The sequence below is a fragment of the Paenibacillus brasilensis genome (assembly GCF_009363115.1).
Taxonomy (GTDB): Bacteria; Bacillota; Bacilli; order Paenibacillales; family Paenibacillaceae; genus Paenibacillus; species Paenibacillus brasilensis.
This window is the reverse complement of sequence record NZ_CP045298.1, coordinates 5542559-5563077: the sequence shown is the minus strand read 5'-3', so window position 1 is coordinate 5563077 and position 20519 is coordinate 5542559. Positions and strand designations below refer to the sequence as shown.

Sequence of the window (20519 nt, the reverse complement as noted above, 5' to 3'; positions counted from 1 at the left end):
GAGGGATGATCGGTGCTTCTGTTTTCGGTTTTAGCGGCAGCCACAGCGCCTGGTCTCGCCTTATTGATGTATTTTTACTTGAAGGACAGATATGATTCGGAGCCATTGCACATGGTTGTAAAAGTGTTTCTACTCGGCTTTTTGGTGGTACTTCCTGTCATGATTCTCCAACGCGGACTGCTGCTCTGGCTAGGTGATAACACATTAATCCAGGTGTTCGGCATTTCGGCCGGTGTGGAAGAGTTTTTTAAATGGTTTTTGTTGTATCACGTTATATATAATCATACTGAGTTCGATGAGCCTTATGACGGCATTTTGTATGCTACTGCGGTCTCGCTCGGATTTGCAACGGTTGAAAATCTATTGTATGCCTGGGCGGGGCACGCTTCTGTGAGTATGATGTTAATGAGATCACTGCTGCCGGTGTCCGGTCATGCGATGTTTGGAGTAGTGATGGGCTATTACATGGGCAAAGCCAAGTTTTCAGAAGAGTGGAGGAGCAAATACATGCTGCTTCTGTCATTGGTGCTTCCATGGTTTTGGCACGGAGTATATGATCTGATTTTAACGAAATTCAAACATGACTGGGTTTGGTTTATCATACCTCTAATGGCATTTTTGTGGTATGGAGGCATGGCAAAAATCACTCGAGCTAACAACCGTTCTCCTTTTAGATTATTGAAGCGGGAAGAAAAGGTTAATATGTAACAAAAAGGGACACACTGATCTGACAAACCTGTTAGTGAAAGGGGTGTCTTTTTTGCGTATAAAAGTGAGAATTCATTGTAAAAGATGCGGGGAACGCTTTGTGCTTAGAGGACGCATGGAGCAAGGGCAAATTCAGACCGGCTTTAAGCGTTGTATATGCGATCATTGCGAGTTTATTGTTGAACTCATGGAAAACCATGCATAAGAGAGCTTTCTTCTTGTCACACTATCGGTAGTGTAATTGAAGAAAGGAGACTTCCAATATGTATAAGCGACTTAGTTCGGTATTGTTCCCGATTGTTGCCCTGCTCATGATAGGAGCATTTGTGTGGGGTTATCGGGAGAGCCAGATGAGAAAACAGGTATCTCTTCAGGCAAAAAGTATGTCGATTAAAGCGGAAAATCAATATCAGCGTGCGTTTCATGATTTGTCGTTTCATATGGATCAATTGCATTCCCAACTTGGTAATGCGGTTGCTGTCCATAATACTTCACACGCGATGCATCGCAAATGTTTGATGAACGTGTGGAGAATTACAAGTGAGGCCCAAAATGAGGTCAATCAGTTGCCTCTCAATGTGATGCCATTTAACCATGCCAAGGATTTGCTGTCACATGTATCTACATTTTCGTATCAGACTGCCGTGCGTGACCTAGATCACGAGCCTTTGAATGAGAAAGAATTATCCAATCTGAAAACGTTATATAACAATTCCAGAGAAATTTCGAAAAGCATGCACGAAGTTCGAGCAAAGGCCTTGAGTAAAAACTTGCGATGGACTGATGTAGAGCAAGCCCCAGGCGCACAAACCGGTCCAAAGGATAACACGATTATTGATGGCTTCAAAACCGTGGACAAAAAGGTGGAGGGCTACAAGGAGCTGGATTGGGGACCTTCCGTGGCCACCATTTATGCCAAGCGTTCTGTTAAAAAATTGAATCTCCCGGTCGTGAGTGCCGAGCAAATTAAACGGAATGCTGCCGAGTTTACAGGCAAACCGGAAAGCCAGATTCGTGTACAAGAAAACGGTAAAGGAACTGAATGGGCGTCTTATACGGCTACCCTGCTTAACAAGCAGAAAGCTGTGGCCACCATGGATTTTACGAAAAAGGGCGGTAAGCTCATTTCCTATCACGATATGAGAGAAGTAGGTCCCAAAAAAGTCACCCGCAATGAGGCGATTCGGCATGCAAGTGAATTTCTTGCACAAAAGGGCTACAAAGGAATGAAGCCGGTTGCTTATGATGAAAGAACAAATTTAGCCGCCATCACATATGCAAGCGTGCAAGGGGACGTGATTATCTATCCGGAAAAAATCACAGTTAGATCGGGCCTGGATAACGGAACAGTGACTGGGCTTCAAGCGAGCGACTATGTGCATGAGCACAATCCTCACCGTCATATCCCGAAGGCCAAACTGGATTTGAAGGCTGCACGGGCGAAGCTGAATCCTGAGTTTCGTGAAACTTACCACCGCAAAGCATTAATTGAAAATGAACTGTCAAAAGAGGTTCTGTGTTATGAATTTGGCGGTAAAATTAATGGCTCCATTTATCGGATTTACATTAATGCCGATACAGGGATGGAAGAAACGATTGAGCAAGTGAAAGATTCGGATGAGCCTCAGGCTACTGCGAGCAATGTATAATTAGTGCTGTTGTGTGAAGAAATGAATCATTAATCGCTCTAAACCTCCTTGAATTAAGGAGGTTTTTTGCACTTTAGTCATGGTTTTAACAAATAAAATTCTTAAAATAGGAATAAAGTCGTGGTATTATAGACCTTAATTAGAGCGTTTAATGGACAAGGACGGTGAATGGTTTGTTTCCTAAAATTAATGATGTGTTATACATACAAGTGGCTGGTAACGATCACAAGGATGAACTTTTTGAATTCAAATCGCGTATTGCGGAAGAGGACTCACAGAATTTTCTGATTGAAATCCCCATGTCACAAACGAGTGGGCATTTGAAAAAGCTGTTTTTGGGGGAAGAGTTATCCATATTTTTTATGAGTGAGGGCGGAATTAAAAACTATTTTAACACGCATGTCACGGGCTTTAAAGAGGATGTGCTGCGGATGGTTCGCATTCAAAAGCCGGAACCGGACAGCATCAGCAAAATTCAGCGTCGAAACTATCTCCGGGTTAAGGCCAACCTGGAAATTGCGGTAAAGTACGGTGTAAACGAATCAAGGTTTGTAGCAGAGACGCACGATGTAGGAGGCGGGGGCGTTTCTTTTCAGACACAGGAAGCGCAGCAGCTAGAAGAAGGAGAATCCTTGTCCTGCTGGATTTTGGTTCCGTATAAAAACGGCACGCTGGAGCATGTTTCATTCCAGTCTGAAGTTGTACGCATTCAGGAAATGGAAAATGGCCGCAGGCTCATCATGTTGAAATATGAGAAAATTGCTGACCAGGAACGCCAAAAACTGATTAAATATTGCTTCGAGAAACAGCTGGAATTTCGGGAAAGAGCGTAATCCACCAAGCGTCTTCTTTTTCAGTAAACCTGCCGTTCATTTTGCATCGTCTATAAATGTGTGGTATAATTTTCACGTCGCAGGCAATGCCTGCTTTTTTCTTGAGGTTAGGTTAGGAGGAATTCCCCGTTGGCAAGGCAGCATGTATCTTTAAACAATAAAATAAATGTAGCTATTGATGGACCTGCTGGTGCAGGGAAAAGTACAGTGGCCCGCTTGGTGGCGAAAGCACTATCTTATGTATATGTGGACACCGGAGCCATGTACCGGGCAGCAACTTGGTACATGATGTGCAAGGAAATTCCGGCGGAAAATGTAGAAAAAGTGCTTCAACATGTACCTGAGCTGGTGATTGAATTAGTACCGGACCCCGCAGGCCAAAAGGTTTATTGTAACGGGGAAGATGTAACCACAATAATCCGCTCTATGGAAGTGACCAGCAAGGTATCACAGTTTTCAAGTATTGCGGGTTTACGCACACGTTTGACTGAAAACCAGCGTGAAATGGCTGCGCGTAAGGGCGTCGTTATGGACGGGCGGGACATTGGAACAACTGTGCTTCCCGATGCGGAAGTTAAGATATTCATGACCGCAAGTGTTCAGGAACGTGCTTCTCGGCGTTTTAAAGAATTGAACGGAGCTGATGATATCACTCTGGAGCAGCTCGAACGTGACATTGCCGCACGTGACAAGTTTGACGAGGAAAGGGATGTATCCCCACTTCGTTGCAGTGAGGACGCCATCGTACTGGATACGACCCATTTGGGCATTCAGGATGTCGTGGATACGATCGTATCTTATTGCATGGCGAAGAAGGATGGGGAGATCAGCCAATGATATATACGATATGCGCCAGTATTTTGCGTCTCATTTACCGCATTTTGTTTAGACTCGAGGCGGTAGGCAGGGATAATGTCCCTGCTGAAGGCGGAGTATTGTTGTGCTCTAATCATATTAGTAATTTTGACCCTCCTACAGTTGGTATTTTGCTGAAGCGAAAGGTTCACTTTATGGCAAAAGCCGAGCTGTTTAATATTCCCGTGCTGGGTCCACTGATCGACAAGCTGGGAGCTTTTCCAGTCAAACGTGGTGGTGTGAGTAAGGAATCCATCAAGCTGGCATTGAACATTTTGCGTGACGGCAAGGTGATGGGGATCTTCCCCGAAGGCTCAAGGGGAGCTGGAGGAATTGGAAAAAAGGGTGCCGCCAGCTTTGCGCTGCGCAGTGGAGCGGCTGCCGTTCCAGTCGCCATTGTTGGTGATTACAAGCTTTTCCGTAAAACGAAAGTGATATACGGCAAGCCAGTCAATTTGGATGCTTACCAAAAGGGTGCTGATATCGAGGGAGACCCGCTTGAATTGGCGACAGAAGCAATTATGTCACGTATCCGTACGATGAAGGAAACAGGCAAGCCTACGAATAACTGAAAGGCTTGCATGAATTATGTCTAAGCTCGGAAAACTAGGACAAAAGTTTAATTGATGTTTTGAACTCTGCCATGCGCAGGTTTAAATAAATGGTTTTTTTGAATTGAGGAGGGTATTGACATGTCGGAAGAAATTAAAAATCAAGAAGCTGCTGAAGCGGCAAATCAAGACGAGCTCGATCAAATCGTCTCCCTAAAAAAAGGTGATACCGTTAAGGGTACGATCGTGAAATTGGAAGATAACCAAGCGGTAGTAAGCATTGGATATAAATACGATGGAGTTATTCCAATTCGCGAGTTGTCTTCTGGTCTGGATAACGCAGAAGAAGCAGTACAAGTAGGCCAAGAAGTCGAAGCTAGAATCATTAGCATTGATGATGCCAAAGAAAAGCTTGTTCTGTCCAAACGTGCAATCGACAGTGAAAATGCTTGGGAAAAGCTGGAGCAGCTGTTCGAAAGCAAAGAAGTGTTTGAAGTCGTAGTAAACGACGTCGTTAAAGGCGGCATCGTGGTAGACGTGGGTGTTCGTGGATTCATTCCTGCATCCATGGTAGAACGTCATTTCGTTGAAGATTTCAGCGATTACAAAGGCCGCACATTGCGTGTTGTTGTAAAAGAGCTGGATCGCGAAAACAACAAAGTGATTCTTTCTCAAAAAGACGTTCTGGAAGCAGAATTTGAAGCCAACAAGCAAAAAGTAATGGCTGAGCTGAAAGAAGGACAAGAAATCGTAGGTACGGTTCAACGTCTCACTCAGTTTGGTGCTTTTGTAGACGTAGGTGGCGTGGACGGTTTGGTTCACGTATCTGAAATCGCTTGGACTCATGTTGATAAGCCTTCTGATGCTGTTTCTGAAGGAGATCAAGTAAAAGTAAAAGTGCTGAAGGTAGACCCTGAAAAAGGAAAAATCAGCCTGAGCATGAAAGCTGCACAGCCTGGTCCTTGGGAATCCGCTGCTGGACAATTTAACAACAATGATATCGTAACTGGTGTTGTAAAACGTCTGGTTAACTTCGGGGCATTCGTTGAAATCGCTCCTGGCGTAGAAGGTTTGGTTCATATTTCCCAAATTTCCCACAAACACATCGGAACTCCACAAGAGGTTCTGGAAGAAGGACAAGAAGTGAAAGTTAAAATTCTTGAAATGAATCCTTCTGAGAAACGTGTTAGCCTGAGCATCAAAGAAACTGAAGAAGCTCCTGAAGTGGCTCCAAAAGCAGAAAGAGCACCACGTGCAGCTCGTGCGCCTCGTGAGGAACTGAACAATCCTAACGTATCGCTCAACAATTCCGGTCTGAGCATTACGCTTGGCGAACGTTTTGGTGATAAGCTGAACAAATTTAAATGAGTTTGAATCAATACACTTTATAATAAGCATAACGTACACCATCGGCGGACCCAGAGGGTTCGCCGATTGTTGTTACGTGACCAATATCGCCAATAAGAATGTTTTTTGCTATGATGATAGCTGAGAATGTCAGGAGGAGTGAATTTATGGCAAGACCCGTTGTGGCTATCGTTGGTCGCCCGAATGTGGGAAAGTCCACTATTTTTAATCGGATTATCGGGGATCGTTTGTCTATCGTGGAAGATAAACCTGGAATCACCCGTGATCGGATATACGGTATATCGGAATGGAATGGTAAATCCTTCAGTATTATTGATACCGGCGGGATTGAAATTGATGGTGAGGATATCATTTTGAAATCCATCCGTATGCAAGCCGAACTCGCAATAGAAGAAGCAGATGTTATCGTATTCATGAGTGATGCGAAAGCAGGAATTACGCAATCGGATGAAGAGGTAGCTCAAATGCTGTATCGTTCGGGTAAACCGATCATTGTAGCGGTAAACAAAGTGGACAACCTCAATCGTGCCGATCTGATTTATGAGTTTTACTCTTATGGATTTGGAGATCCTATCCCTGTTTCCGGTAGCCACGGTACAGGTATAGGTGATCTGTTAGATGCAATTACGTCCAATTTGCCTGAGCTTGAAGAAGAGCACTATGATGAGGACGTGATTCGTGTCGCTTTGATCGGTCGCCCGAACGTAGGTAAATCTTCACTCGTTAACGCCATTCTGGGAGAAGAACGGGTTATTGTTAGTGATATTGCAGGCACGACACGTGATGCGATTGATACGCCTTTTGAAAAAGACGGCCAGAAATATGTACTGATTGATACGGCTGGAATGCGCAAACGCGGCAAAGTATATGAAACGACAGAAAAATATAGTGTTATGCGTGCCATGCGAGCTATCGAGCGTGCAGATGTTGTGCTGGTCGTAATTAACGGTGAGGAAGGTATTATTGAGCAGGATAAGCACATTGCCGGCTATGCTTATGAGGCGGGTAAAGCATCGCTGTTTGTTGTTAACAAATGGGATGTCGTGGATAAAGACGATAAAACGATGCATCAGTTTGAAACTAAAATCCGCGATCACTTCCTGTTCATGACGTATGCTCCGATTGTATTTTTGTCTGCCAAAACGAAGCAACGCTTGCAAAAGCTGCTTCCGGTTGTACAGCATGTGGCGCAGCAGCATGTCATGCGAATTCAGACGCATTTGCTGAATGATGTCATTTCCGATGCAGTGGCGATCAATCCTCCACCAACAGATAAAGGACGCCGTCTGCGCATTAACTATGTGACCCAGGTTGCTGTCAAGCCGCCTACAATGGTTGTATTTGTTAATGATCCGGAAATCATGCACTTCTCTTATGAGCGTTATCTGGAGAACAAAATTCGCGCCGCCTTCAATTTCGAGGGGACTCCAATTCGTATCTTTACACGGCGCAAGTCTGACGAAAGTTAGGAGCGAATAGGTTGATTTTACAGATCGTTGCTATACTACTCAGTTACCTGCTTGGCTCTGTCAGCTTTAGTTTGCTGTATGGAAAATTAAAAGGAATCGACATTCGCCAGCATGGAAGCGGCAATGCCGGTGCGACGAATACGCTGCGCGTGCTGGGAAAAGGCCCAGCTATTCTGGTACTGCTGCTGGATGTACTTAAAGGGGTTATGGCGGTGCTGTTGGGGCACTGGCTGGGTGGAGAATCTTCCTGGCTATCGGGTTTGTGCGGCATCGCGGCGATTGCGGGCCATAACTGGCCGGTATATTTTCACTTTCGCGGAGGAAAAGGTATTGCTACCGCTATCGGTGTATTAGCATCGCTGACCTTGCTTCCCGCTTTATATGCCGGGATCATTGCGATTCTTGCTATTGTGATCACACGCTATGTGTCCCTTGGATCACTGATTTTTGTCATTCTGACCCCCTGGATTTTGCTTGTACTTGGATATGAATGGCCATTCTTTTGGACAGCTTTAGTCATTTGCTTGTTTGCTGTGTGGAGACACCGTACCAATATCGTCAAGCTGGTCCGGGGAAATGAAAATAAGCTTGGCTCCAAAGGAGGAGATCGTCTTGTCTGAGAAAATAGCTGTGCTGGTCGCGGGTAGCTGGGGAACAGCCCTGGCTTCCGTTCTTGCGGCCAATAACAACGATGTCTCTGTCTGGACGAGAAATGAGCAGCAAGCAGCTGAAATCAATGAAAAGCATACGAATGAGCAATATTTGCCCGGCTCCATTTTGTCGGATCGAATTACAGCTACAACCGATATGGAGGCTGCCGTATCTGGTGCAAAAGCTGTTATTATCGTATCTCCTTCGTCTGCAGCTCGCCAGGTAACACGTAGTCTAAAGGACCACTTTACCAAGGATATGCTGGTGGTACACGCCATTAAAGGCTTTGAAACCGAAACGCTCAAGCGTATGTCCACGGTGATCTCGGAAGAGCTGGAAATCGCGGAGGGTGATATTGCCGTGCTGTCTGGTCCGAGTCATGCGGAGGAAGTGGTGCGAAAATGCCCGACAACGGTCGTTGTAGCTTCCTCCAATGAGAAGGCAGCACAGGTAGCACAGGAGCTGTTCATGAACTCCTATTTTCGGGTATATACAAACCGTGATTTGCTTGGCGTAGAGCTGTCCGGGGCGTTAAAAAATATAATCGCTCTAGGCGCGGGAATGTCAGACGGACTTGGCTTCGGTGATAATGCCAAAGCGGCATTATTGACCCGTGGGTTAGCTGAGATTACCCGTGCCGGGGTTGAGATGGGCGCTAATCCTTTGACCTTTGCTGGCCTGGCTGGCATTGGTGACCTTGTTGTCACTGCAACGAGCCGTCACAGCCGCAACTGGCGCGCAGGTTCGTTATTGGGACAGGGTCAACAGCTTGAGGCTGTGCTGGAATCCATGGGCATGGTGGTAGAGGGCATTCGCACAACAAAAGCGGCATACGCTATCTCACAAAAGCTGGGCGTTCAGATGCCTATTACAGAAGTACTGTATGGGGTGCTGTTCGAAGGACGTGACGTCCGCAAAGCTGTCGAGGCCCTGATGGGTCGTGACCCTAAAACCGAGATGGAAGTCATGCCGCTGCAAACTTGGGAGCAATGGCATTCATAAAGACCGGATGATCCCAAAAGTAATGTATAGTAAAGGCTGTCTCGTAAGTAGATTTTTCTACGAATGAGATAGCCTTTTTTAGTTAGGCATTAGGCATGTCTTTTGTAAGCTTAATCACCTTTTATCTCCACCATTCATAGACTGAGTTGAGCAATGGCGGAGGAGGGGAGATTGTGAATAAAAACTTTCCGAAAGAAGCGTTGAAGGCCATTAACAAAAAAGGCGGCAAAAACATATCCGAGAATGCAGTAAAAAAGCTGGCAGGCACGGTGAAGGCGGACACGCTTCAAAATGAAGCACAGCTGCGTCAGCTTATAAGGCAGGTATCTGCAATGGCCAACATTCCGGTGTCGGAAGATACAGTAAGGGATATTGTCAGTGCCGTCAAAAAGAGCGGAATGAATTCTTCCAACATGGAAGCGTTAATGAAAATGATGATGAAAAAATAAAAAAGATTGGCCGCAAATGGCCAGGTTTTACCGTGAATCGGGCAGGTTCGCGGTTTTTTTTATATATGCAGCAGCTTTTGCCCTCTTTTTCACTACACAAAATATCGAACTACCATGCTGAACATGATATAATGATGCCCAATAGGAAACGGGTTGAAAGACAGTAAGGAGGAAACAATGTTGAAGGAGGCTATATCATCGGCGCTATTAAACAGGCTGCCTCACGATTTGACAGCTGCGCTGAGTCACTTGGCTGATCGTTGGTCAACAGTGTCTGTTCCGTGGATGCTGGGAGGAAGCTGTTCACTACTGGTGCAGGGAGTTGAGCTGGATCGCCTGCCTCGGGACATTGATATTTATGCGGATATTCAGGCAGCAAAGAAGCTTCATGCTCACCCCCTGGGTGTAAATATAGATCAACAGCAGGTTGACCGCAGCGGCTCGTACGTTTCATTGCTAAGCCATTATGAGCTGGAGGGATTTCCAGTTGAGCTGGTGGGGGGATTCGAAGTACTCTGTGGCGGAGCCTTATACCGCTTGGAGATCGAGCGGCTCCTTTGGTCGGCAGGAATCCAGCTTAATTTGGGGCGTGCTTCACTACATCTGATGCCACTCAGTCACGAGTTGCTGTTTAATCTGTTGCGAAATCGCCCTGACCGATATAGAGCGATTGCAGAGGTCATGAAGCGTGATCCACAGCGTCATCTCGTGATACTCAAGCAACTGCTGATCAGTAACATTTGGGCAGAGGAGCAGCTGGACAGGCTGATGGAGCTTTTGCCTTGGCCGGAGTTGCATTCCATCATTCGGATGGGGCATGTTAAATAGCTTCGTGTGTGTTAAGAGGGCAGATAAAGGGAGGATCGTTCTTATGAATGTGCAGATTACGTTCAAGCCGTCAGGCAGGCGTGTACAGGTCGGTCAGGGTACAACATTGCTCCAGGCTGCCCGTAAAGCAGGTGTACATATTCCCACTCGCTGTGACGGGAAAGCGGCCTGCCTCATGTGTAAGGTACATATATCGACGGAATGGGCTGCATTCGCAGGTCGTCCCAATGATGCAGAGCAGCGTAAGCTGGGACCTTTACTGGAAGAAGGCATACGATTGTCCTGTCAGGCTCGCGCTCAAGGTGATGTAGAGGTTACGATACCGGAGGATAAACTTAAGGCTGCTGTCAGGCGGCAACTTGAGCGCCAAGCGATGGATGACGAACTGTGGTAATGTCAAATAAAAAAAATTTTTTCTTTGGGGGCTATGATGAAAACTTATATTTACATGGTAAGGCATGGTGAATCACCAAAGACAGAAGGGAATGAAAGAACAAGAGGGCTTACAGATAAAGGAAAAGTGGATACGAATCGAATAACTGAGCTATTGAAAACTGAGGGGATCGAAATTTTCGTATCAAGTCCATATCAACGAGCAATCCTAACTATTCGGGAGTTAGCACAATGTTCAGGAAAAGAAATTTTAATTTATGAAGATCTTAAAGAAAGAAATTTTTCCGCAGATGATATCCGAATGCCTGATAGTGAATTAATGCCTTTACTAAATCGGTCATTTTCTGATCCAAACTTTACTTTGTCGGGTGGGGAGTCTAATGCGGATTGTCAGAATCGAGCCATAAAGATCCTAAAAGAATTATTAAAGACATATCAAGGACAGAAAATAGCAATTGGCACACATGGAGCCGTAATGACTCTAATGATGGGGTATTACGATAGTCAGTACGATTTGAATTTTCTGCTACATACATCTAAGCCGGATATCTATAAAATGGAATTTAATGGTCAAGAATTAGTAGAAGTTAAAAGATTATGGAGCTTCAATTAACAACAATTTTAAACTAGCGAAAACGATAGTAAATACCGAACATAAGCCCATCAATTTACGGCGGGTTATACTTTGGTGGAAAATAAACAACAAAGGATGTTATCCGACGACTATAAAACGGTCAGTCAGGAGAACGTCCTTTTTTATATGAAGTCTGGCGCCGAAGTCATGGGGGAGTCCCTCTACGCATATATTAGATGAGTGGACCCAAACGTAAAATATTGTTTTGCAGTGATGGCTGTGACCTACTCTATTTTTTCAAAAAAATGAACATATTTTACGGAGGGGATACATATGATGGTATCAGTCCAAATGCATGTACGAGTTTACGCCGTTTCGCCGATTCCATCAGTCTCCTGAATCTCGGCGGCGGACGACTTCCGGGCATTTTAAAGGCTGTTCTGCCGCATCTGGGATCAAGCAGTTGGTTGAACACGAAGCGGATGCTCTTTAAGCATTTTTCCTTCGGAGACTTTTGAGGAGGGGATTTCATTGGAGAAAGTGGACATTTTTAAAGACATTGCCGAACGCACCGGAGGAGATATTTATCTTGGGGTCGTTGGGGCTGTACGAACAGGAAAATCAACGTTTATCAAGCGGTTTATGGAGACGATTGTTCTGCCTAACATTACAAGTGAGGCGGATCGTGCCCGCGCCGTAGATGAGCTGCCGCAAAGTGCAGCAGGCAAGACGATCATGACGACGGAGCCTAAATTCGTACCGAATAATGCCGTCCAGATCAAAGTAACGGAAGGACTGGATGTGAATGTACGTCTGGTCGACTGTGTAGGATACGCAGTAGAAGGAGCGAAGGGTTACGAGGATGAAAATGGTCCTAGGATGATCTCTACACCATGGTTCGAAGAGCCGATTCCATTTCAGGAAGCGGCGGAAATTGGTACACGGAAAGTTATTCAGGAGCATTCGACGCTTGGTGTTGTGGTCACGACAGACGGCACGATTGCTGAAATTCCACGCAGCTCTTACGTGGAATCAGAGGAACGTGTCATTGAGGAGTTGAAGGAAGTTGGCAAGCCATTCGTGCTCGTCATTAACTCCACGCATCCACGCAGTGATGAAACACTCCAGCTTCGCAGTGAGTTGGCTGCCAAGTATGATATTCCGGTCATGACACTCAGCGCAGCGACGATGACGGAAGATGATGTTACAGGCGTGCTTCGTGAAGTATTGTATGAATTTCCAGTGCATGAGGTGAATGTAAATCTGCCGAGCTGGGTTATGGTACTGAACGAAGATCACTGGCTGCGTAGCAATTATGAAAATTCCGTTCGCGATACGGTTAAAGATATCCGACGCCTGCGTGATGTAGATCGGGTGGTCGGCCAGTTTATGGAATATGAGTTCATCGACAGAGCCGGTTTGAGCGGGATGAATATGGGGCAGGGTGTAGCTGAAATTGACTTGTATGCGCCGGATGAGCTGTACGATCAGATTTTGGTTGAGGTTGTAGGGGTGGAGATTCGTGGCAAAGACCATTTGCTGCAAATGATGCAGGATTTTGCCCATGCCAAACGGGAATATGATCGCTTCGCTGAGGCGCTGGAAATGGTCAAGACAACGGGATACGGCATAGCCGCACCGTCGCTGGCCGAGATGGCACTAGATGAACCGCAGTTGATTCGTCAGGGTACGAGGTTTGGGGTGCGCCTCAAGGCGACAGCCCCTTCCATTCACATGATCCGTGTCGATGTAGAATCGGAATTTGCTCCGATTATCGGGACAGAGAAGCAAAGTGAAGAGCTTGTGCGCTATCTGATGCAGGACTTTGAAAATGATCCGATCAAAATTTGGGAGTCAGACATTTTCGGACGTTCGCTGCATTCCATTGTTCGTGAAGGGATTCAGGGCAAGATTGCCATGATGCCGGACAATGCACGCTACAAGCTGCAGGAAACGCTGGGTCGTATCATTAATGAAGGCTCCGGTGGTCTCATTGCTATTATTCTTTAAGCGTAATCCAATGAAAAAGTGCAAGTAAATAAAGTATTAGACTAACTCACAAAACGAAACAGCGGCAGCTACGGACGAGAAATAAAGTCCTAGGCTGCCGCTGTTTTATTGAGCGTACATTTCTCGTTAACGGAATGTAGTTTCTATTGCAACGATACACTTGTAATTAAATCTGCAATAAACGATTTTTTTCTGGAGCGATCATGCAGCGATTTGACTGACTATTGATTGACAGCGTAGTTCTGACACTCGACAGGCCACCCCAAGTATTCAAATACTTTGTGTGCAGAATCGTCAACCGGCAAGAATACTTCAACTCTAGGAAATATGCGCTTGCATACAGAAAGATGAATTTGTTTGTAGCGAATAGGAAAATCGAAGCTAAAAATGACAAGGAGGTCTGTATCTCCGGGATAGCCTTTAAGCAGCAACTGGTATTCAATCAGGAAACGGTTGTTTAATTTTTTCTGTTTTGAATTGGGGGAAGAAGGGCCCTAAACAAGCCGGCTAATACTTTATTTTGTCGGAATCTAAGTTATTTTTCTTATAAAATTGTCGTATTTTGTCGTATAAATTCGGAAAATATTTTTATATTAACAAAACCTATTTACATACTTGGTTTAACGCGATATATTAAGTATCAAATTTGAATCATTTTGTGGATTGAACGAGGGGGAAATGAAATCATGAATATCCGAAAAGAGCTCCAAAGAAACAAAAGGCTAGGGCTGGGGGCCATCATGCTGCTGGTGCTGGTTCTGCTGGTCACTGCATGTGGCGGGCCGAAAACAGAGAGCGGCGCTCAAGGGACAAGCACTGCGGGATCGAATACAGCAGAGGGAAAAACGGGTAGCTCAAATCTAAAAGGTAAACGTGTTGCGCTGATCATGGAGTTTAACACAGGCACATTTTCCCAGCAGTATGTTCAAGGTGTGGAAGAGGAAGTTAAGAAATTTGGTGGAACGCTGACTAAGTTTGTAGCAGATAACGATAAGGCTAAAATGGCCTCCTTGCTTGATAGCGCAATTAACCAGCAGTTTGATGTGATTTTAACCGATCATGGTGATGCGTTGCTGGAGACAGGACTGAAAAAAGCAATTTCCCGCAATATTCCGGTTATCGTGTTCGATGCTGACGTCAACGTTCCGGGCGCGGTAGTGCTCTCGCAGGATGATCAAAACATGGCTGAGCTAACGCTGGAGCAAATGAAAAAGGATATTGGCGGCAAAGGCAACATCGTAAAAGTATGGGTTGCCGGATTTGCACCGATGGAACGTCGTCAGGTTGCTTACGATGCATTTTTGAAATCTAATCCGGATATAAAAGAAATTGCGACTTTTGGTTCTGCGCAGAATCCTGCTTTGGATACACAAGCGAAGATGGAGGCTGTGTTGAAGCAATATCCTAAGGGCGAAATTACAGCTGTCTGGGCCGCCTGGGATGAATTCGCCAAGGGTGCAGCCCGCGCTATCCAACAAGCGGGACGTACGGAAATTAAAGTCTATGGTATTGATATGAGCGACGAGGACTTGCAAATGATTCAGGACCCGAAAAACCCTTGGGTGGCTTCGGCGGCCGTAGACCCAACAGATATCGGGCGCGTACAAGTGCGCTATGCATATCAGAAGCTGCATGGGGATAACCCGGAGGAGAAGGTGGTATTGAAGGCTGTATATGTGCAACGCGAAGCACTGCCAGATAAGCAAATTTCCACATCCGAGCTGTCTCAATATGTGAAGGGATGGGGCCAAAGCGAGCAAGGCTATAAGGATTGGATGAAGGAATATGAAACATCCAAATAAAATGTACGCATCATGCACAGGCGCGCTTCGGCGCGCTTTTATCATAAGCAAGCCGAGGGGGTTACTATGAGTAATGAGTTCACAAGCATATACACTGGAGATGAGGAAAATCAGCAAGCGGTTTGCTGGTGTGGACGCCCTGCGAGCCGTGGATTTTACAGTACATGGCGGCGAAATTCATGCGCTGTTGGGTGCTAACGGGGCAGGCAAAAGCACGTTGATGAAAATTTTGTCCGGCGCATATCGTTCGGATCAGGGAGCCATCGTAGCCGGTGGCGAGGAACTGAGCATTAGCTCACCGTGGGAGGCCAAAAGAGCCGGAATTCACTGTGTATATCAGGAGGTCGATTCGGCGCTTGTACCTCAGTTAAGCGTCGGTGAGAACATTATTTTAGACGATTTGTCAGCACCTGAAGGACGATGGTGGGCCATGCCGGGTTCTATGCGCAGACGAGCTCGTGAGGCCTTGGTACGGCTGGGGGCTGATATTGATGTAAGACAATATGTGTCTGAATTAACGTTGGCAGAGAAGCAGCTTGTACTTATCGCACGTATTTTGACACAGCAAGCGAAGACGATCATTTTTGATGAGCCTACAGCGCCGCTCAGCGAGGAAGAAACGCGGCGCTTGTTCCGTACGATCCATACCCTCAAGGACGAGGGGGTTGCATGCATCCTTATCACACATCGGCTGCCGGAGGTCATTGAGCATAGTGACCGTGTTACGGTGATGCGTGACGGTGAGCGTGTGTTCACGGGTCCTGCCTCTGATTTAAGTGTAGGCGACATTGTTACGTATATGCTTGGGAAAACATTTGAAGAGGAGTTTCCGAAAACAGAGGTTCCTATTGGGGAAGCAATTTTGGAAGCGAGAGGGCTGCGCAAGGGTTTACGAGTTCACGGCGTAGATTTGCAGGTCAGACGTGGAGAAGTTTTGTCTATTGTGGGATTGGTTGGTGCAGGCAAGACGGAACTGTCACGGCTTCTTACAGGGGCAGACAAGCCCGATCGGGGTGAACTGGTCTTTAAAGGCCGCTCCATTCGTTTGAGAGAGCCTGCGGATGCGGTCGTGCAAGGGATTGTGTCTATACCCGAGGAGCGGCGGAAGCAGGGGGTACTAATAGAGGAGAACGTTGAACGAAACCTTAGTCTCCCGCTCTTGGGCCAGCTGAGTGTTCTTGGTTTCATCAGTCGACCCAAAGAACGTGCTAACGGTAATAAGGTCGTCGCATCTCTTGGCATTAAGACATCATCTCTGCGTCAAAATGTTAAATATTTGAGCGGCGGGAATCAGCAAAAGGTAGCAATTGGGAAATGGCTGCATTCCGGGGCGGATGTGTTTGTTTTTGACGAGCCGACCAAAGGTGTGGATATCGGGGCAAAAAGTGATATTTTCCGTATCATTGGTGAATTGGCGGCACAAGGAAAAGCGATCATTTATCTCACCTGTGAATTTGCTGAAGGGATCGGCATTGGGGATCGGATTGCAGTGATGTATGATGGCAAAATAATTAAGGAATTTGCACGGGGCGAAGTGGAACAGGAGCAACTTCTGTTATATGCCAGCGGCGGTGAAGAGGTGCATTCATGAAGGAAAAATGGTTAAACGTCTCATTTCGTTACGGGGCTATCGTTGTAATTATTGGTGTGCTGGCCTTTTTTTCAGCCACATTACCTTATTTCTGGACGTACGATAACTTAATGGACATTCTTGGTTCGATTGCTATCGTAACTTTTGTCGCAATTGGTGTGACGTTGTCACTGATCGTGGACGGTTTTGACCTGTCGGTTGGAGCTACGGTATCTTTGACGACAGTAGTTTCAGCTTCGTTGATGGTTTGGTATGAACAGCCTGTTGCGGTGGTCATCATCGTATCTTTGGCTGTCGGAGCTTTGGTTGGACTATTAAATTCATTGCTGATCATCAAATTACGTATTCCCGATTTGCTGGCAACCCTCGCAATCATGTATATTGTAAGTGGGATTCATAAAACATACGCACAAGGCTACACCATTTACAATCATATGCAGTTTCCTGATGGCAGCAAGGCGTCAGGAGAGATATCTCCTGCATTTCTTCTGTTGGGACAAGGTAAATGGCTGGGTATCCCGATTTCAGTTATTTTGCTGCTGCTGGCCGTAGCGGTGGTGCATACTTTCCTGACTTACACAAAGCATGGGCGTCAAATGTATGTTACTGGAGGCAATGAGGAAGCCGCTCGTTTGTCTGGCATACGGGTAAAAAAAGTCCGCACACTTGCTTACGTGGCTTCGGGCGTGTTTGCGGCGATAGCTGGTATATTGTATGCTTCCCGTGTAGGCTCTGGTCAAATTGACGCAGGCTCTCCATTACTTATGGAGGCCGTCGCTGCTGTTTTCGTTGGTTTTTCGGTCTTTGGAGCCGGCAAACCCAATGTCATCGGTACTTTTATTGGCGCGGTACTGATCGGGGTGCTGGTTAATGGATTGACGATGATGAATGTGCAATATTTCGTTCATGATATCGTCAAAGGCGTAGTGCTGGTGCTTGCGCTGGCTGTTACTTTTTACGTGTTAAACCGTCGCCGTACTTGAAATTGTCTGTGGACTGTATTACTATAAACTTTGTTCCACGCAAGAAGGGTGCCATATAACGCCAGTTTCGGCCTATATTGCGGAGGTTAGGTATATTCTATGTATATTTAACGACGAAACGGAAACAGATGATAACATTATGGAAGGCAGTATGCCGCCCGGGTTATTTTATACAGGCGACTTCGTATCGGGTCTACAGCACCGATAACCTTAATGCTGGACTACACTTGAATTAGGAGGTGAATATTTTGAATAAAACGGATTTGATCAATCAGGTTTCTGAAAGCACCGAGTTGTCCAAAAAGGACGTAACCAAAGCCATTGACGCTGTTTTTGAGGCGATCTCCGGAGCGCTGCAAAGCGGAGATAAGGTGCAGCTGGTAGGTTTTGGTAACTTTGAGGTTCGTGAACGTTCCGCACGCAAAGGACGTAACCCGCAAACAGGAGAAGAAATCGAAATCCCTGCGAGCAAAATTCCGGCATTTAAACCGGGTAAAGCGCTCAAGGACGGAATCAAATAAGATTTCTTACATATTCCCATTGCGCTGGAAAGACCGTGAATTTGATTCACGGCCTTTTCTTTTTGTCCTGTTTGCTACGGGATAGATTACACTAGGGTAGAGGTACTTTGGACAGAAGAAGAGGAAGCTATTTTATCGTTCCGCGAGGCATAAGCGATCAGGATTAGTGGCTCACCTGTCAGCTCGGCAAATTCATGCTCCAGCTGCTGGAGTCGCTCGATTTGGGCAGGATTAAGCTTGGCGGGACGATAGTTTTTCATCTGATTTGGCTCCTTTCGTAAACATATAAGGTTGCACGGATAGTATGGCTCGCGACACGCTAATTGTTGCAGGTAAAGCCGGAAGCATGTGGTTGACAAAACAAGCTCAAATCTCCATCATAAAAAGTATAGCTTCGGCTCTCAGGGGGGAAAAGAAATGGAAGATAACGTGACGGGTAGCAGTGAGTACGTCGTAATAAAAGCAAAAAGTAACGGGTGTCAGGTTTTTGGTCTAACTAGAGGTCAAGATACACGCTTGCATCATTCAGAAAAACTGGACAAGGGTGAGGTGCTAATCGTTCAGTTTACGGATCACACCTCTGCTATTAAAATTCGCGGTAAAGCCGTAGTTATGACCAAACACGGAGTTGTGGATACAGAGGATTAAAATGCAGGCATAGCCTGCTTTTTTTTGTTGTACAATGAGAGTGAGGACCTTTACCATAGCAAGCCCACATTATGGGGTAGGGGTCAGGGGAGGCTCGGATGAAACCTTGGATTGTACTCGCCAGCTCGATTCTCATAACCGCTGCGGCAGCTGTATTGCTGCCGTTCTTACAGGCACTGGATTCGGGAACCGCAGCTGTCCGTGAGACCCAGGCGGCGATATCGCCTCAGCAGCGAGTGCTGCTGACCGATGACAATCTGGTGGATACGCTCAAGGAGCTTCCCTTGACAACACCGATTGCCAGCGTAAGCTGGGAACATTCAGTCCTGACCCTAGATGTAAGGCTGTCAAAGGAAGAAACTGCACCGCTGGAGATTTATCAAAATATGGCGGAGCTTGTTGCCTTTAGCTTTTACGGAACGACAAATGTACGGCAATTGCTGTTCCGGGTGGTGACGCAGGACGAATGGTCGGGTGAACGCCATTTGCTACTGGCATCCGATATACGCCGGAATGAGTGGACGAACGAAGCCCTGGAACAGCTAAGGAGCCGGGAAGGCGCAGAATTACCTGAGCAACTGAAATCCTGTTTCCGCATTACAGTTACACCCATGTGGCAAAAGAGGTTTGACGGTGTATACACAGATTAGAAGTTTTACCTTTGGACCTACGGTGCTTTAGTCGCGAATCATTTTAAATTGTGATATAATATAAGGCATTGCAATTATTTGATACACCAGAAAGTCATGGCTCGGAGGCTTAGGATGAAAGCGTATCGCGTACCCCAATTAGCAAGGAAATATGTGGAATACGACATGATTCAACAACATACGGAAATGCCGGCTTTTCCTGACAGCCGTACCCGTTTGCTATTTGTGTTTTTGAACCGGAATATGCAGGAGCTGCATGCAAGCGAGGATGAGCTGTACGCATTGGTCACCTCGCTTCTGCAGATGGGGCTGGATACGCACGACATGATCGACACTTTATCCGGAATTCGGAGTCCGGAAGAGATGCGTTCCAGGCAGCTGAAAGTGTTGGCTGGGGATTATTTTAGCAGCCGTTTTTATCAATTGCTTGCACTGGCAGGCCGAATTACAATCATTTCAAAGCTGAGTGATGCCGTATGTGAGGTCAATGCCGGTAAGATGAGCCTGTATTGGGAGATGAAGCACCTCCGCCTGGATGCGGCTCAGTATTTATCCCAGATAGTTCGTTTTAAAAAGGAGCTTTTTTTATCGTTGACTTCACTTGTAGCAGAACAGGATCGGGATGTTTGGGAGCAGCTTCTCCACGAATTTGCCCTCTGTGATACGCTGGTGGAGGAATGGGACAAGCGAGCAAAGCCGGACAAGTCCCGTTTCGGATATATGTTCTGGCATGTTTACAATAACGGGGATCAGAGCGAGCTGGCGCTGCTTTCAGAGACTGGTATTGATACGGAAGCATGGCTTAGTCTTGTTCAGAAATACAAAGCCGAGGATGCGATAATGGACAAGCTTCGAACGGCTGTTCTGCACATCCGGCAAATTCTGTCTGATGATCAAAATACGGGGACCGAGGAATTTGGACGCATGCTGGAACCTTTCCTGAAGCTGCTGAATAGTCCGCACCCGGTTGTGAGGGAAGGTTAG

Annotated in this window: 22 protein-coding genes; 21 read left to right on the top strand and 1 reads right to left on the bottom strand. The window is 46.2% G+C overall.

Going from position 1 to position 20519, the window contains the following annotated elements; translation table 11 throughout:
• Positions 1-12: 12 nt before the first annotated feature.
• From prsW to GCU48_RS26345, 18 genes are all read left to right on the top strand, one after another.
• Entirely contained in the window at positions 13-708 is a 696-nt protein-coding gene (prsW, locus tag GCU48_RS26435; RefSeq protein WP_025720999.1) for a glutamic-type intramembrane protease PrsW, read from the top strand.
• Between the two features lie 263 nt (positions 709-971).
• The gene (gene ypeB, locus GCU48_RS26430; protein ID WP_152382031.1) at positions 972-2357 is read left to right on the top strand and encodes a germination protein YpeB; all 1386 of its coding nucleotides are present in this window, start codon (positions 972-974) and stop codon (positions 2355-2357) included.
• Between the two features lie 173 nt (positions 2358-2530).
• Positions 2531-3190 (top strand): flagellar brake protein, encoded by a 660-nt coding sequence (locus GCU48_RS26425; RefSeq protein ID WP_152382030.1) that lies wholly within the window; start codon positions 2531-2533, stop codon positions 3188-3190.
• Positions 3191-3319: 129 nt separating this feature from the next.
• Positions 3320-4027 carry a (d)CMP kinase gene (gene cmk / locus GCU48_RS26420; RefSeq protein ID WP_152382029.1) on the top strand — a complete coding sequence of 236 codons (708 nt, stop codon included), beginning with the start codon at positions 3320-3322 and terminating at the stop codon, positions 4025-4027.
• Positions 4024-4617: a lysophospholipid acyltransferase family protein gene (locus GCU48_RS26415; protein ID WP_152382028.1), complete on the top strand. Its 594-nt coding sequence runs from the start codon at positions 4024-4026 to the stop codon at positions 4615-4617. The genes cmk and GCU48_RS26415 overlap by 4 nt, the downstream gene beginning before the upstream one ends.
• A gap of 120 nt (positions 4618-4737) precedes the next feature.
• Complete coding sequence (gene rpsA / locus GCU48_RS26410) at positions 4738-5964, top strand: 30S ribosomal protein S1 (protein ID WP_152382027.1); 1227 nt, start codon at positions 4738-4740, stop codon at positions 5962-5964.
• Between the two features lie 146 nt (positions 5965-6110).
• The gene (gene der / locus GCU48_RS26405; protein WP_025720987.1) at positions 6111-7433 is read left to right on the top strand and encodes a ribosome biogenesis GTPase Der; all 1323 of its coding nucleotides are present in this window, start codon (positions 6111-6113) and stop codon (positions 7431-7433) included.
• An 11-nt stretch (positions 7434-7444) separates the two neighbouring features.
• Positions 7445-8053, top strand: a complete 609-nt coding sequence (plsY, locus tag GCU48_RS26400) for a glycerol-3-phosphate 1-O-acyltransferase PlsY (RefSeq protein WP_152382026.1) — start codon at positions 7445-7447, stop codon at positions 8051-8053.
• Positions 8046-9086, top strand: a complete 1041-nt coding sequence (locus tag GCU48_RS26395) for an NAD(P)H-dependent glycerol-3-phosphate dehydrogenase (RefSeq protein ID WP_152382025.1) — start codon at positions 8046-8048, stop codon at positions 9084-9086. The genes plsY and GCU48_RS26395 overlap by 8 nt, the downstream gene beginning before the upstream one ends.
• A 173-nt stretch (positions 9087-9259) precedes the next feature.
• Positions 9260-9535 (top strand): stage VI sporulation protein F, encoded by a 276-nt coding sequence (locus GCU48_RS26390; protein WP_025720982.1) that lies wholly within the window; start codon positions 9260-9262, stop codon positions 9533-9535.
• Positions 9536-9712: 177 nt separating this feature from the next.
• Entirely contained in the window at positions 9713-10363 is a 651-nt protein-coding gene (locus tag GCU48_RS26385) for a hypothetical protein (protein WP_152382024.1), read from the top strand.
• A 43-nt stretch (positions 10364-10406) separates the two neighbouring features.
• Complete coding sequence (locus tag GCU48_RS26380; protein ID WP_152382023.1) at positions 10407-10757, top strand: 2Fe-2S iron-sulfur cluster-binding protein; 351 nt, start codon at positions 10407-10409, stop codon at positions 10755-10757.
• A 36-nt stretch (positions 10758-10793) separates the two neighbouring features.
• On the top strand, positions 10794-11369 hold the full coding sequence (locus tag GCU48_RS26375) for a histidine phosphatase family protein (RefSeq protein ID WP_025720976.1): 576 nt from the start codon (positions 10794-10796) through the stop codon (positions 11367-11369).
• Positions 11370-11861: 492 nt separating this feature from the next.
• The gene (gene spoIVA / locus GCU48_RS26370; protein WP_025720972.1) at positions 11862-13340 is read left to right on the top strand and encodes a stage IV sporulation protein A; all 1479 of its coding nucleotides are present in this window, start codon (positions 11862-11864) and stop codon (positions 13338-13340) included.
• Positions 13341-14026: 686 nt separating this feature from the next.
• Positions 14027-15142: a sugar ABC transporter substrate-binding protein gene (locus tag GCU48_RS26360; protein ID WP_152382021.1), complete on the top strand. Its 1116-nt coding sequence runs from the start codon at positions 14027-14029 to the stop codon at positions 15140-15142.
• Between the two features lie 73 nt (positions 15143-15215).
• Positions 15216-16733 (top strand): sugar ABC transporter ATP-binding protein, encoded by a 1518-nt coding sequence (locus GCU48_RS26355; protein ID WP_152382020.1) that lies wholly within the window; start codon positions 15216-15218, stop codon positions 16731-16733.
• Positions 16730-17716, top strand: coding sequence for an ABC transporter permease (locus GCU48_RS26350; RefSeq protein ID WP_025720965.1), 987 nt, complete (start codon positions 16730-16732; stop codon positions 17714-17716). The genes GCU48_RS26355 and GCU48_RS26350 overlap by 4 nt, the downstream gene beginning before the upstream one ends.
• 248 nt (positions 17717-17964) lie before the next feature.
• Complete coding sequence (locus GCU48_RS26345) at positions 17965-18237, top strand: HU family DNA-binding protein (RefSeq protein WP_013310732.1); 273 nt, start codon at positions 17965-17967, stop codon at positions 18235-18237.
• Positions 18238-18323: 86 nt separating this feature from the next.
• Here the strand turns inward: GCU48_RS26345 and GCU48_RS27255 are convergent, their stop codons facing one another.
• Entirely contained in the window at positions 18324-18497 is a 174-nt protein-coding gene (locus GCU48_RS27255) for a hypothetical protein (protein WP_167518787.1), read from the bottom strand.
• A 157-nt stretch (positions 18498-18654) separates the two neighbouring features.
• Between GCU48_RS27255 and mtrB the strand changes: the two genes are divergently transcribed.
• The 3 genes from mtrB to GCU48_RS26330 all read left to right on the top strand — a co-directional run bounded on the left by mtrB (position 18655) and on the right by GCU48_RS26330 (position 20519).
• Positions 18655-18885: a trp RNA-binding attenuation protein MtrB gene (gene mtrB, locus GCU48_RS26340; RefSeq protein WP_013310730.1), complete on the top strand. Its 231-nt coding sequence runs from the start codon at positions 18655-18657 to the stop codon at positions 18883-18885.
• 98 nt (positions 18886-18983) lie between these two features.
• A complete protein-coding gene (locus GCU48_RS26335; RefSeq protein ID WP_152382019.1) occupies positions 18984-19535 on the top strand; it encodes a hypothetical protein in 552 nt (183 codons plus the stop codon).
• Positions 19536-19649: 114 nt separating this feature from the next.
• Entirely contained in the window at positions 19650-20519 is an 870-nt protein-coding gene (locus tag GCU48_RS26330) for a heptaprenyl diphosphate synthase component 1 (RefSeq protein WP_152382018.1), read from the top strand.